Origin of the sequence: Thermosynechococcus sp. (assembly GCF_046299635.1) — a bacterium.
GTDB lineage: Bacteria > Cyanobacteriota > Cyanobacteriia > Thermosynechococcales > Thermosynechococcaceae > Thermosynechococcus.
In genome coordinates this window covers 39,906-54,674 of sequence record NZ_JBKBHV010000009.1, presented here as the reverse complement: position 1 = coordinate 54,674, position 14,769 = coordinate 39,906, and the positions used below count along the sequence as shown (strand labels likewise).

Here is a 14,769-nt window from a genome sequence, read left to right as displayed (position 1 = left end):
ATGCACTCAAACAGACACATCAAATCCAAGCAGCGGGTTGCCGACTATGGGGAGGTGCTCACTCCCCCGCACATTGTGGCGGCAATGCTCGATTTAGTTAAGCAGGAAACCGAGCGGATTGATTCGCGGTTTCTAGAGCCGGCCTGCGGCACAGGAAATTTTCTGGTTGAAGTGCTGCGGCGGAAGCTACAGGTGGTGCAAAGATACTACGCCAAAAGCCAGCTAGACTACGAACGCTATGCCGTGTTGGCGGTTTCTTCCCTCTACGGCATTGACATTTTGGCCGATAATGTCGAGGAATGCCGCCGACGGCTCTACCAAACCTTCGACGAAGCCTACACTGCTCTTTTTGGCGCAAAGACCAAGGCCGCCTGCCGCGCAACGGTGCGCTACATCCTCAGCCGCAACATTGTTCATGGTGATGCCCTTTCGCTACAAACCGTTGGCGAAAATCCGCAGCCGATTATCTTTTCCGAGTGGTCGCTGGTGAGTGGCAGTCGGCTCAAGCGGCGCGATTTCGCCTTTCACGAGATGGTGCAACGGGCGTCTATGCGCGAACTGCCCCTCTTTTCTGATTCAGGTGAGGAAGTCTTCATCCCAGAGCCGGTGAAGGAGTACCCGCCGGTGCATTTTCTAGAAATTGGAGAGGAATAGCAATGTCAAAACGCACGGTCAAAAATCTCTTTTACATCACCAACGTTGACAATCTGCCGTCTATTTTTCAGCATGGCATTCTTTCCCATCAGCAGGGGATGGAGCGGGGCATCTCGTTCACGCCCATCTATAACACAACGATTGTCTGCCCGATAATCAAAGTATCGCACTGAAGGAATTCAATCGCTGGCTGTTCGCTGGGCGGCTTGAATTGGAAGGAGATAGAGCCGCTGATGTGCCGTTACTTTTCTAAAATGGAAATTCCAGTTTCCATTTACTTACCGCAGGAACAAAACGTGCCGCCTGAATGTTTGACCAGAGATTTTTTGTTGAGAAAATAATTTATGCCGATCGCCGACTACAACCCCGATGTCCTCTCCTGCTTGGCGAACCTCTCCAGCGATGAGGTCTTTACCCCACCACGGGTGGCCAACCAGATGTTGGATTTACTGCCGTCTGACCTGTGGTGTGACCCGAATGCCCGCTTTCTCGATCCGTGCTCCAAATCGGGGGTCTTTTTGCGGGAAATCGCCAAACGGCTTGATAAAGGCCTAAAGACCCAAATTCCGGATCGCCAAGAACGGGTCAACCACATCATGACGCAGCAACTCTTTGGCATCGCTATCACCGAACTAACGGCACTGATCTCGCGCCGCTCTCTTTATTGCTCTAAGACCGCCAACGGCAAATACTCAATCTGTACTGCCTTTACCACACCTGAGGGCAATATCCGCTATCAGCGCACCGAGCACACTTGGAAAGACGGGCGATGCATCTACTGCGGGGCAAGTCAAGCCAACTATGACCGCGGCTCCGAACTGGAAACCCATGCCTACGAGTTTATCCATACCGAGAAACCTGAGGAAATTTTTAACATGAAATTCGATGTCATCATTGGCAATCCACCGTATCAGTTGAGCGATGGGGGATTTGGTAAAAGTGCGGTTCCCATCTACAACCGATTTGTACAACAAGCAAAGAAACTAAATCCACGCTATTTGCTGATGATCATTCCCTCGAGGTGGTTTGGCGGTGGAAAAGGCCTCGATAGTTTCAGAAAAGAGATGCTGGAAGATGACCGCCTTCGTAAGCTGGTGGATTTTGAAGATGCCTCCGAGGTCTTTCCCGGTGTGGATATTGCGGGCGGCGTGTGCTATTTCCTTTGGGAACGCGATCGGCGCGGGTTGTGTGAAGTGACCAATGTCAGCAAAGGACAAAGCGTTACCGCCGAGCGGAAGCTCGACGAGTTTTCAACTTTTATTCGCCATAGCCAAGCGGTATCCATTGTACGCAAGGTGCTGGCACAGAAAGAGCGAAGTATGAGCGAGCGAGTGTCAAGTAGAAAACCCTTTGGCCTGCCAACTAACGCTAAGCCACAAGAGTCCGGAGACCTCATCTTACGCTGTCAGGACGGTGAAGGACTCTATTGGCGAACGGATATTAAGGTCGGCATTGAAATGATTGATAAATGGAAGGTGATTACGTCGTATGTTGGCTACGATCACGCGGGAAATCCAGGCTCTGACGGAAGACGAAGAGTATTTTCAAAAATAGATATCTTGCCACCCGGTTTTATTTGCACTGAAACCTATCTGGTTATTGGCGCTTACAACTCTCAGCAAGAGGCCGAGAATTTGGTGGCCTATATGAAAACCAGATTCTTCCGCTTTCTCGTATCTCAATTTATGTATTCCCATCACATTACAAAAGATAGTTACGCTTTTGTTCCCATCTTGGATATGAATACTCGATGGACAGATGAGAAACTCTACAAGCGCTACGGTTTGACGGCAGATGAGATAGCCTTTATCGAATCCAAAATCCGCCAGATGAACAACGACGGCGCAAACGGCGTTGACGAACCCAATGGAGAGTCCGAGGACGAGTAACCAACCGCTAACGGACACTTAGGACGCAGTACGCCTTGTGCAAGATATTGACGATAAGCGCACCGCAAATTATGGCGCATATTACAATCAAAACAAAGCCACTCTCTGCACCTGCTTTGGCTTGGCGTAAGCAAGGTAAAGTGCCAAGGATATAGAGCAGTGGCAACCGTAGTTCCACTGCCACACGGCATGGAGCCGAGTTTCATCCAGTGGCAGCTTATATTATAACTAAACATTTCATTTTTGCAAGACGGTAATCTTGAGATCTGAAGATTGACCTGATGACAAACGACTTCTTCCAACCCCGCCCCAAGGTCACCCCCAAGATTTACGCCTACGAAGATACCCATCCGCAATTTGCGGGGTTGCTCAAAGTTGGCTATACAACAAGAAGTGTGCAGGAACGGGTTGCCGAGCAATATCCAACAAAGCGTCCCGGCCAATTGCCCTATCGAATTGTGCTGGAAGAAGACGCCATCCGCAATGACGGCACAATCTTCACGGATCACGAAGTGCACCGCATGTTGTGTAGCCACGGCATTTTGCAAGAAGACGGCGAATGGTTCCGTTGCACCGTCGAGCAGGTCAAGGCCGCCATTAACGCAGTGCGGCAAGGTGGGCAACTAGAAGAGCAGCGCAGTCAGAACTTCCCTCTGCGCCCCGAACAGCAAGCGGCGATTGCAAAGACGAAAGCCTATTTCAAAAATTATCGCCGCGAAAACGGCAAACCACCCCACTTTTTGTGGAATTGCAAGATGCGCTTTGGCAAAACCTTTGCTGCCTATCAACTCGCCAAAGAAATGGAGTGGAAAAAAATCCTTGTAATTACCTTCAAGCCCGCCGTCCAAAGTGCCTGGGAAGAAGACCTGCGCACACATGTGGATTTTGAGGGTTGGCAGTTCATCAAACCGGGCGGACTGACCTATGATCAAGCTGACAAGAGCAAGCCCATCGTCTGCTTCGGCTCATTTCAGGACTACTTAGGTCGCAACCGCTCCACTGGCGGCATCAAGACCAAAAATGAATGGGTGCATGCCCTACACTGGGACTGCGTGATTTTTGATGAGTATCACTATGGCGCCTGGCGCGAGAGAGCCAAAGACCTGTTCGAGGCCGAGGACGATCGTGAGTGTAAGGCAGGTGAGGGCGAGGGCATTGACTATTTCGATGAAGACATACTGCCCATTACCGCAAATCACTACCTGTACCTCTCCGGTACACCGTTTCGCGCCATTGCCAGCGGTGAATTCATAGAGGAACAGATTTACAACTGGACGTACTCCGACGAGCAGCGCGCCAAAGCCGAATGGGACAGCACAAAGGGTCCGAATCCTTACGCCGCTCTGCCGCGCATGGTGCTGCTGACCTACCAGCTGCCGGAGGAAATTCGGCAGGTAGCATTGCAGGGGGAGTTTAATGAGTTTGACCTCAATGAATTCTTTGCCGCTGAGGGCGTCGGTGAGTGTGCCCGTTTCAAGCACGAAGACGAGGTACAAAAGTGGCTGGATCTGATTCGCGGCAAGTATTTGCCAACCAGTATTGATGAACTCAAACTGGCAAAAAATCAGCGACCGCCATTGCCATTTTCTAAGGGGAGCTTACTCGAGATCCTCACCCATACGGTGTGGTTTTTGCCCAGCGTGGCAGCCTGCTATGCCATGCGCAACCTATTAACACGGCGCAACAACCAATTTTATCACGATTACAGGGTGATTGTAGCCGCCGGCCAAGAAGCCGGCATCGGTGTCAATGCGCTGACGCCTGTGCTGCAGGCAATGGACGACCCGCTGAAGACAAAGACCATCACCCTCACCTGCGGCAAACTCATGACAGGGGTGACGGTGCGCCCTTGGACAGGAATTTTCATGCTATGCAATATGTCCAGTCCAGAAACTTACTTCCAAGCGGCATTTCGTGTGCAAAGTCCATGGACGGTCAAAAATCCCGATGGGTGTTCACCCAATAAAGAAGAAATTCTCAAGCCAGAGTGCTATGTTTTCGACTTTGCCCCTGAGCGAGCGCTACGCCAAATTGCCGACTATAGCATTCATCTCAGTGTCAATGAAGACGACCCAGAAAAGAAAGTGGAAGAGTTCATTCGCTTCCTGCCGGTGCTGGCCTATGAAGGCAGTTCCATGCAGCAGATTGATGCGGCGGGGGTCTTGGAGATGGCCATAAGCTCTACCACTGCCACCCTCTTGGCGCGCCGCTGGGAGAGCGCCCTGCTGGTCAATGTGGACAACGATACCCTACGGCGACTCATGGCGGACGAGGCGGCAATGAAGGCGTTGATGAGCATCGAGGGCTTCCGCAACTTGAGACAGGACATTGAACTTGTGATCAACAAGTCGGAGGCGGTCAATAAAATGAAGCGTAAGGTCAACGATGGCAAACTCTCCCGCGAGGAAAAACAGCAACTCACCGAAGAAGAAAAAGAGTTCAAAAGCAAGCGCAAGGAAATCCAAGAGAAGCTGATCAAGCTTGCTACGCGCATCCCCATCTTTCTCTATCTCACCGATTACCGCGAGCGTGCGCTGCGCGATGTGATTCTCCAATTGGAGCCGGAACTCTTTAAGCGGGTTACCGGCATTAGCAAGAAAGATTTTGAGCAACTCGTTGGGCTGGGTGTTTTCAACAGTGCCTTAATGAACGATGCAGTGTACAAGTTTAAGCGCTACGAAGACCCCAGCCTAGTTTACATGGAGATCAACCGCCATGAAGGCGAAAACATTGGTCTATACGACACCGTACTACGGCCAGAGGAATATCACGCAATCTCCTCTCATATCGTCCCGCCAAACTAAGGGAGGGCATCCGGTGCCGGTCTTGGTCTATTTGCCGAGAAGGAGTCGGCCCTGACAATCTCTGGCCTTGGCGTTTCTGAATCCAAGGGAAACCCCTATAATAGCGAAAGACCCTATACGTTGCTCCACTGCCAGCACTTCCCTATCTCTATACTGTCGCCTTGGCTCCGAGGTGAGAGTCGCGGCGTTTTTCAGTCCCTAGAGCGGGTAGCTGTTGCCAAGACAACGTTTTGCCCCCTCAGTTGATGAAGTGTCTTCAGACCCATGCAACAATCCGCCTTCTCTTCCCCTGTGCGTCAAGTTGGTTACCATGGACAGCCTTGGCTTGTGGCCGAACGAGATGCCTGTGGTGTGGGTTTTGTGGCCCATCGCAAAGGAGTGGCCAGTCACCGCATCTTGACCCAAGCCCTTGAGGGGTTGACCTGCTTGGAACACCGAGGAGGCTGTAGCGCCGATCGCGACTCGGGGGACGGTGCGGGCATTATGACGGCCATTCCGTGGGAGCTGTTGCCGGAGTTTGGTGTGCCACGGCAGCGGATTGGGGTGGCGATGATCTTTTTGCCCCGCGGGGCGGCAACTGCAGCAGCCAAGGCCATTGTGGAAAAAGTCCTCAGTGAAAATGAACTGCGCCTGTTGGGCTGGCGGGCGGTGCCGGTGAATTCCGAGGTGTTGGGGGTGCAAGCTAAACAGACTCAGCCGCAAATTGAGCAACTTTTTGTGGCATCGAGTAAAGCCAGCGGCGATGAACTGGAGCGGCAGCTCTATTTGACCCGCAAACGCATTGAGCGGGCGATCGCCCAAACCCCGGCGGACTGGCGCCAAGACTTTTATATTTGTTCCTTCTCAAACCGCACGATTGTCTATAAGGGCATGGTGCGATCGGCGGTGCTGGCGCAGTTTTACGAGGATCTCCAGAACCCTAGATACACCACCCCCTTTGCCCTCTATCACCGTCGCTTTAGCACCAACACCATGCCCAAGTGGCCCTTGGCTCAACCGATGCGTATGCTGGGGCACAACGGCGAAATCAATACCCTCTTGGGGAATATCAACTGGATGCGGGCGCGGGCAGCGCAACTGAGCCATCCCTATTGGGGGGAAGCCTTTGGGGATCTGCTGCCCATCGTCAATGCCGAAAACAGTGACTCCGCCAACCTCGACAGTGTTCTTGAGCTGCTGGTGCAATCGGGACGGCAGCCCTTGCAGGCAATGATGATGCTGATTCCCGAAGCCTATCAAAACCAGCCGGACTTGGCGGATCACCCGGAGGTGGTGGACTTTTATGAATACTACAGCGGCCTGCAAGAGGCTTGGGATGGTCCTGCCTTGGTGGCCTTTTCCGACGGCAAAATTGTCGGCGCCACCCTCGATCGCAACGGCCTGCGCCCTGCCCGCTACACCCTCACCAACGACGATCTGGTGATTGTCTCTTCCGAGGTCGGCAGCATTCAAATTGATGAAGCAACGGTGATTGAAAAAGGCCGCCTAGGGCCTGGGCAGATGATTGCCGTTGACTTGGAACATCAGGAACTGCTGACCAACGGGCAAATCAAACAGGGGGTAGCCCGGCAGCAGCCCTACGGGGAATGGCTGAAAACCTATCGCCAAGAACTGGCGCCTCAACCCTACGGCGAAACCCTCACCCTTGAACCCCAGACCTGTTTACAACAGCAAATGGCCTTTGGCTTTAGCGCCGAAGATGTGGAAATGATCATTGAGGCCATGGCCAAGGACGGCAAGGAACCCACGTTTTGTATGGGGGATGACATTCCCTTGGCTGTTCTTTCGAGCCAGCCGCACCTGCTCTACGACTACTTCAAGCAGCGCTTTGCCCAGGTGACCAATCCCGCCATTGATCCGCTGCGGGAAAAACTTGTCATGTCGCTGGTGACTCGCCTTGGTAAGCGGGGCAACCTGCTGCTTGAGCGGGCGGAGGATGCGCGCCTGTTGCAGTTGAACTCTCCCCTCCTCAATGAAGCGGAGCTAGAGGAGATCCTCAGGGCACCCTTTGGCACCACCCGCCTTTCGACCCAGTTTGCCATTGCTCAAGGGCCGGCGGGTTTGGAGGCCGCCGTAGATCGGCTCTGTGAACAGGCTGCCGCCGCGGTCAAAGGGGGTGCAGAAATCCTTGTGCTCAGCGATCGCCACAATTCGGCCGGCGAACCCCATCTGCTGGATGCCGACACCTCCTACATTCCCCCCCTGTTGGCGGTGGGGGCAGTTCACCACCATTTGATTGCCCAAGGCATTCGCCGTTGCGTCTCCCTTGTGGTGGAAACGGCCCAATGCTGGAGCACCCATCACTTTGCCTGCCTCATCGGCTATGGCGCAGGGGCCGTCTGTCCCTATTTGACTTGGGAAACCATCCGCCAGTGGTGGCAAAGCGATCGCACCCAGAACCTGATGGCCAAGGGCAAACTACCGCAACTGACCCTCCAACAGGTGCAGGCCAACTACCGCAAAGCCGTAGAAGATGGACTTCTGAAAATTCTCTCTAAGATGGGGATTTCCCTGATTGCCAGCTATCGCGGCGCCCAGATTTTTGAGGCCATCGGCATTGGCGACGATTTGCTCAACAAAGCCTTCATCGGCACCACCTCGCGGGTGGGCGGCCTGACCCTCAAAGATCTGGCCCAAGAAACCATTGCCTTTCACCAAAGGGCTTTCCCCGAACTCACCGCCAAAAAACTGGAGAACTTTGGCTTTGTCCAATTCCGCCCCGGTGGCGAGTACCACATGAACAACCCGGAAATGGCCAAGGCGCTCCACCGGGCCGTCAGCAGCAATCGCTATGACCACTACGAGGTCTATCGTCGCCAGTTAACGGAGCGCGTTCCCACCGCTTTACGGGATTTGCTGGAGTTTAGGAGCGATCGCCCCAGTATTCCCCTTGAGGAGGTGGAACCCGCTAGGGAAATCGTCAAGCGCTTCTGTACCGGCGGCATGTCCTTGGGTGCCCTTTCGCGGGAAGCCCATGAGGTGCTGGCGATCGCCATGAACCGCCTTGGTGGTAAATCCAACTCCGGCGAAGGAGGCGAAGATCCGATTCGCTTCCAAGTGCTCACGGATGTGGATGCCGAGGGACGCTCTCCCCAATTTCCCCATCTGCGGGGCTTGCGCAACGGCGATACCGCCAGTTCGGCCATCAAACAGGTGGCCTCCGGTCGCTTTGGAGTGACCCCTGAGTACCTGATCAATGCCCAGCAAATTGAGATCAAGATTGCCCAGGGCGCCAAACCGGGGGAAGGCGGTCAACTGCCGGGCAGCAAGGTCAGCCCTTACATTGCCATGTTGCGGCGATCCAAGCCGGGTGTGTCCTTGATTTCACCGCCGCCCCACCACGACATCTACTCCATTGAGGATTTGGCGCAACTGATCTTTGACCTGCACCAGATCAATCCCCAAGCGCAAGTCTCCGTGAAACTGGTGGCAGAAATTGGCATCGGTACGATTGCCGCCGGGGTGGCCAAGGCCAACGCCGATGTGATTCAAATTTCCGGTCACGATGGGGGCACCGGGGCTTCCCCCTTGAGTTCCATTAAGCATGCCGGCAGTCCGTGGGAATTGGGGCTAACGGAGGTTCACCGAGTTCTTCTTGAAAATCAACTGCGGGATCGGGTGATTCTGCGGGTAGACGGGGGTCTCAAGTGTGGCTGGGATGTGGTCATGGGGGCTCTGATGGGTGCTGAGGAATTCGGCTTTGGCTCGGTGGCCATGATTGCCGAGGGCTGCATTATGGCGCGCATCTGCCACACCAACAATTGCCCGGTGGGCGTCGCCACCCAAAAAGAGGAGCTGCGTCAGCGTTTCACCGGCCTCCCTGAGTATGTGGTGAACTTCTTCCTCTTTATTGCCGAGGAGGTGCGCTCCATTCTCGCCAAACTGGGCTATCGCAGCCTCAACGAGATCATCGGCCGCGCCGATCTGCTGGTGCCGCGGCAGGATGTCACCCTGACGAAAACAGGCCCTCTGAATCTGGATTGCCTAACCAAGTTGACCGATACGCACAGCGATCGCCGCTGGTTGCAGCACGAAACCGTTCACAGTAACGGTGCTGTTCTCGATGATCAAATTTTGGCACGCCCAGAGGTGCAAGCCGCTATTGAGAAGCAGCAAACCGTTGAACTGGAGCTGCCCATTGTCAACACTGATCGCACCGTGGGGGCGCGCATTGCCGGTGTCATTGCCAAAAAATACGGCGACAGCGGCTTTGAAGGTCAGATTACCCTTAACTTCCGAGGCAGTGCCGGCCAGAGCTTTGGCGCCTTCAACCTACCGGGAATGATCCTCAAGCTCACCGGCGAAGCCAACGACTACGTGGGCAAAGGGATGCACGGCGGGGAAATCATCATCAAGCCCCCTGCCAATGCCCCCTACGCGGCTGCCGACAACGTGATCATCGGCAATACCTGCCTCTATGGCGCCACCGGCGGGTTTCTCTTTGCCAATGGCCGAGCTGGTGAGCGATTTGCCGTCCGCAACTCCAAAGCCTCTGCCGTTGTCGAGGGGGCAGGAGATCACTGTTGCGAGTATATGACGGGGGGTGTCGTGGTGGTCTTGGGGACGACGGGTCGCAATGTGGGTGCCGGTATGACCGGGGGGCTGGCCTATATCTTGGATGAGGTGGGCAACTTTCCCGCCAAAGTCAACCCCGAAATTGTCAAGCTCCAGCGGGTCACCTCGGCGGTTGGGGCGGCTCAACTGAAGCAACTCATTACGGCCCACCATGAGCGCACCGGCAGTGCCAAGGCGGCGAGAATTCTGGAGCAGTGGGAGTGCTATTTACCCCTCTTCTGGCAAGTGGTACCACCTTCAGAAGCGAATACGCCGGAAGTGGCAGGGGAAATGGCTGCGGATAGCAAAGTGCTGAGTCCCCTTTCCTAGAGAGTTGGCCTTTTTGAGGCAGCCTAAAATTAAGTAAGGGGAAAGCCTACGGAGGGCGATCGCTATGCTCAGCAAGCTATCCTTTCGCCACAAGCTGTTGCTGGGGACGCTCCTACCGATTGTCATCATCTACACAGGCCTATTTCTCTACATTCGCGGGCGGGTGATTCGCCGCAGTACTGCCGATTATGAAGAATGGCAGCAGACCATGGTGTCGCTCTATGCGACGCAATTTGATGACAACCTAGAGGAAATGGCGGTGTTGGCGACGGCCACAGCCCATGCCCTAGAAGCTTTCCCGATGGCCGGTGAGCAGGAACTGTATTCCTTGCTCCGCCGCAATGTGGCAATGAACAATCTGGTCTATGGCGGGGCGATCGCCTTTACCCCCTACAGCTTTTCTCCCCGCAAACGGCTCTTTGCCCCCTATGTTTATAAAAACAACGGCACACTAGTACAAAAAGACACAGGCCGCATCTACGACTACACGCAACCCCAATGGGACTGGTATAGTGAAGCGATCCGCACCGGCCAACCCCGCTGGAGTGATCCCTACTTTGATGAGGGGGCAGGGAATGTCTGGATGGTGACCTATGCCGTTCCCTTTCGCCGCCAAGGGAAAGTGCGAGGGGTAGCCACAGTGGATGTGGCGTTGGAAACCCTGCAACAGCAAATTCACATCCAAGGCCTCAAGGAGGAGCAGTTTTTTGTACTGGATCGCAAGGGACGGATTCTCTTTCATGGTGATCCCCAGTTCATTGGCCAATCCATTTTCTACATTGCCAAGGAAGAAAATCGCAGTGATCTAGAGGCTCTAGGCAAAGCCATGATCAGGGGTCAAAGTGGCCATCTCTGGATGACGGATTGGACTTCTGAGGAGCGGCAGTGGGTCTTTTATGCGCCGATTGCCCAAGCGGGCTGGAGTCTGGCGATTCGTCTAGATGAAGCGACCCTTCTTGACTTTATCCATGCAGAAACGCGCTCAGGTCTGCTGATTCTAGGGGTGTCCTTTGCCTTGATGAGTCTTGTAACGTGGATCGTCACCAGTTACATTGTGCGCCCGATTCAAAAGCTCAATGCCGCCGCTCACAAAATTGCCGCTGGTGATCTAGAGATTGAGGCGGATTTGAATACAACAAGCCAAGATGAACTGGGGAATTTGGGCCGCACGTTTCTGGACATGGCTGGCCAACTTCAGGAGAGCTTTAGTGAGTTGCATCGTTTTAACCAACGTCTAGAAGAGGAGGTGGCTCACCGTACTGCTGCCCTTGAGGCTGCCAATCAGCGACTTTTAGAAAAGGAACGGGTACTCCATGACCACAATCTTGCTCTTGTGCAACTGAGCCAATCTCCCCACGTGCAGCAGGGGAACTTTCGCTTGGCGTTGCAGGAGATTATTCAGGTCACGGCAACAACACTACGGGTGGGGCGAGCATCCGTCTGGGAACTCCAAGAGGATCGGCTGAAATGCGTCGCCCAATACGATCCGTCTGCCAATAACCCTGCCCAGCCCACGTACCTCACCCAGCCCACCTACCCCAGTTACTTAAAACTCTTGCGCACCGGAGAACCCTTGGTGATCAATGATTTACTCACGGATCCGCGCACCCACGAACTGCGGGAGTATGCCAAACTCCAACGGGTGCATTCTCGCATGGATGCTCCGATCATCTTTAATGGCCAATTATTGGGGGTGATCTGTGTCGAGAGTATTGGTGAGCATCGGGTTTGGCTGGTGGAGGAACGCAGCTTTGTCTCCAATGTGGCGGATATTGTCACGATCGCCCTTGCCGCTCATCAGCGCCAGCAAGCGGAGCGGGAGCTACTCAAGGCCAAGGAAGCCGCCGAAGCCGCCAACAAAGCCAAAAGTATTTTCCTAGCCAATATGAGCCATGAACTGCGCACTCCCCTCAATGCCATTCTCGGCTTTAGTCAAATTTTGCTGAGCGATCGCACCCTTGCACCGGCGCAGCGGCAAACCCTTGAAAAGATCAACCGCAGTGGTGAACACCTGTTGGGTCTGATTAACGATGTCCTTGACATGGCCAAAATTGAGGCGGGTCGGGTCACCCTTCAGGAAACCACCTTTGATCTGCGGCGCATGCTGCAAACCCTCAAAGACATGCTCAAGGTGCGGGCTGAGGCCAAGGGTCTGCGTCTGGTCTTTGATCTGGCGCCCGACCTGCCGCTGGCGGTGATCACCGATGAAATGAAGCTGCGCCAAGTGTTGGTGAACCTCATTGGCAACGGCATTAAATTCACCAAAGAAGGGGGTGTCTCCCTCAAGGTCAGCTACAAAGCGCAGCATCCGCCCCGCCTAGCCTTTGCAGTCAGTGACACGGGGATTGGCATGACCCCGGAAGAGTTAAAAATGCTCTTTCAGCCCTTTGTGCAAACCGATAGCAGTAAAAAGGTCAGCGAAGGCACAGGTCTGGGTTTGGCCATTAGCCGCCAGTTTGTGCAATTGATGGGGGGCGATATTCAGGTACGCAGCACCAAGGGGCAGGGAAGTCACTTTTACTTCGAGATCAACATTGGCCTAGGGGATCCGCAAGCGCTACAGGAGGAAAAGACACAAACCGTGGTTGGCCTGCGATCGCCCACCGCCGAGGTGCGGATTTTGGTGGTGGATGATATTGACGAAAATCGCCAACTCCTGACCCAGCTCCTAGAACCGGTAGGCTTTCGCTGCCAAGAAGCCTGCAATGGTCAAGAGGCAGTGGAGATCTGGCGGACATGGCAGCCCCATGCGATTCTTATGGATATCCGCATGCCGGTGATGGACGGTAAAACGGCAACACGCCAGATCAAGAAAGAAATGGGCGATCGCCTGCGCCGCGGCGAAAGGATTTTCCCCACCAAAATTCTTGCCGTCACCGCCAGTGGTTTTGAGCAGGACAAGCTAGAACTCCTCAATCTGGGGTGTGATGACTACATTGCCAAGCCCTTCCGTCCCCAAACGATTTTTGAACGGCTGGCCGCCCAGTTAAACCTAGAGTATGCCTACGAGGATACGCCGCCTCCCCCGAATGCTCCCCGTCCGCAGGTGCTTGATCCAGCCGCCTTAATGGTAATGCCCCGCCCTTGGATTACTGAACTCCAGGAAGCTGCCAAAAAGCTCAATGCCAAGCGCGTTCGCGAACTGATTGCTGAAATTCCGCCCGAGGAAGCTGCCTTGATTGCAGGCCTTCAGCAACTGGTGAAAACATTCCGCTTTGATAAGATTGTCGAATTAACACTGGCCTAATGCTTACGCTGACGCAACGTTGCCCCACAGCTTTGGAAAATGCCCGTTAGTTACACCAATTTAATTTTGAGACCTGCTTATTAAGGTCAATTTTACAAAGAACTGGTATTAGTGGGGGCGATCGCCCTTAGTGTGCCCCAAGGTTTTTTAGTGGGCACCCTTGTTGGCACGAGTCCATACTACATTAGTAAAAAATGCCGCTGCAACTGTCCTAGCCGTTTAGGTAAGACCAAACTCCTGCAATGCTGGCCAAAAATTGCAATTTTCGTGGCCGGGTTGGCTAAGTTTCACAAGGACAAAACGTTGTAGAGGAGTCAGGACTGCCCATTTTTCCCTAGTTAGCCTGTGGTGGGGCACCTTGGTCAGTTGTTGCTGCACGGTCTCTGGGGGTGCTGTGGTAATGAGACGGGGTTTAACTGGCGAGTGGAAAGAGAGAGTTTGGTGGCAAGACGCTATGGGCACCAGAAGGACTGGATAGCGCTGATGCTCTTATGCGTTAGGGTTTGTGGGCTGGCTGAGTCCATACTGCTTACCTGAGTTAGAAGCACTGTCTCACCGTCTTTGCTGGCAACAGAGTCTTTGCTTATTCTTTACAAGCAACTAATTTTCAGATAAAATAACAGACTTAGTCGGCAATTTTACTCTCTGACCTCTATTTCAAAAAAGCAAAAGCTAGCATTCGCTGGCAACAAAAACATGGCTTAAGAGGCAAAGGGTTGTCCTCAGCAAGCCACCTTCAACCTCTGCAAGGAGGAGGATTATACGTTTTGGCAGTGAAGGCACTTCAACCTTCATTGCTGGGGTAATGCGTGCCGTAAGGTACGTGTTGCTATCGTGGTTGTTTTTAGGAGGAGCAGCGATGATGTATAGTCCTGTGGCTGCGATGCAGCCTGTTAAGCCTCGTTTAGGGATTCATCTCATCGGTGACTTATATGGGTGTCGCGGTGACATTCGTTACTTTCTAGACCGTCATTGCCTCAGAACACTATGCCTAGAGGCGGTGCGTAAAGCCGGTCTAACGGTTTTGGGCGAGCTATTTCATCAATTTGGAGAAACAGGGGGTGTCACCGGCGCCGTTGTCCTAGCGGAGTCCCATCTAGCCATCCACACTTGGCCGGAAAAGCGCTACGTCACCTTAGACGTGTACGTCTGTAACTACAGTCAAGACAATCGGGGCAAAGCGCAAGCGCTGTTTGACCAACTGGTTGCAGTGTTCGACCCTGAGTTGCCCCGTACCCAATGCGTAGAGCGGGAATAACCAGCGGTATTCAAGGTTCCACATTAGAATTAG

Annotated in this window: 8 protein-coding genes; 7 read left to right on the top strand and 1 reads right to left on the bottom strand. The window is 53.7% G+C overall.

Annotation, left to right across the window (positions count from 1 at the left end; genetic code table 11):
- From ACK4IR_RS05660 to ACK4IR_RS05635, 6 genes are all read left to right on the top strand, one after another.
- Complete coding sequence (locus tag ACK4IR_RS05660) at positions 1 to 654, top strand: SAM-dependent DNA methyltransferase (RefSeq protein WP_409873257.1); 654 nt, start codon at positions 1 to 3, stop codon at positions 652 to 654.
- A 2-nt stretch (positions 655 to 656) separates the two neighbouring features.
- The gene (locus ACK4IR_RS05655; protein ID WP_409873255.1) at positions 657 to 827 is read left to right on the top strand and encodes a DarT ssDNA thymidine ADP-ribosyltransferase family protein; all 171 of its coding nucleotides are present in this window, start codon (positions 657 to 659) and stop codon (positions 825 to 827) included.
- A gap of 171 nt (positions 828 to 998) precedes the next feature.
- Positions 999 to 2,543, top strand: coding sequence for an Eco57I restriction-modification methylase domain-containing protein (locus ACK4IR_RS05650; RefSeq protein ID WP_409873253.1), 1,545 nt, complete (start codon positions 999 to 1,001; stop codon positions 2,541 to 2,543).
- Positions 2,544 to 2,824: 281 nt separating this feature from the next.
- Positions 2,825 to 5,347, top strand: coding sequence for a GIY-YIG nuclease family protein (locus tag ACK4IR_RS05645; protein WP_409873251.1), 2,523 nt, complete (start codon positions 2,825 to 2,827; stop codon positions 5,345 to 5,347).
- A gap of 264 nt (positions 5,348 to 5,611) precedes the next feature.
- Complete coding sequence (locus tag ACK4IR_RS05640; RefSeq protein ID WP_409873249.1) at positions 5,612 to 10,231, top strand: glutamate synthase-related protein; 4,620 nt, start codon at positions 5,612 to 5,614, stop codon at positions 10,229 to 10,231.
- 64 nt (positions 10,232 to 10,295) lie between these two features.
- Positions 10,296 to 13,478 carry an ATP-binding protein gene (locus ACK4IR_RS05635; protein ID WP_409873248.1) on the top strand — a complete coding sequence of 1,061 codons (3,183 nt, stop codon included), beginning with the start codon at positions 10,296 to 10,298 and terminating at the stop codon, positions 13,476 to 13,478.
- A gap of 219 nt (positions 13,479 to 13,697) precedes the next feature.
- Here the strand turns inward: ACK4IR_RS05635 and ACK4IR_RS05630 are convergent, their stop codons facing one another.
- Positions 13,698 to 13,940: a nitrate reductase associated protein gene (locus tag ACK4IR_RS05630; protein ID WP_409873246.1), complete on the bottom strand. Its 243-nt coding sequence runs from the start codon at positions 13,938 to 13,940 to the stop codon at positions 13,698 to 13,700.
- 397 nt (positions 13,941 to 14,337) lie between these two features.
- Here ACK4IR_RS05630 and speD point away from each other — a divergent pair, with 397 nt between their 5' ends.
- The gene (gene speD / locus ACK4IR_RS05625; RefSeq protein WP_409873244.1) at positions 14,338 to 14,736 is read left to right on the top strand and encodes an adenosylmethionine decarboxylase; all 399 of its coding nucleotides are present in this window, start codon (positions 14,338 to 14,340) and stop codon (positions 14,734 to 14,736) included.
- The last annotated feature ends 33 nt before the right edge of the window (positions 14,737 to 14,769 follow it).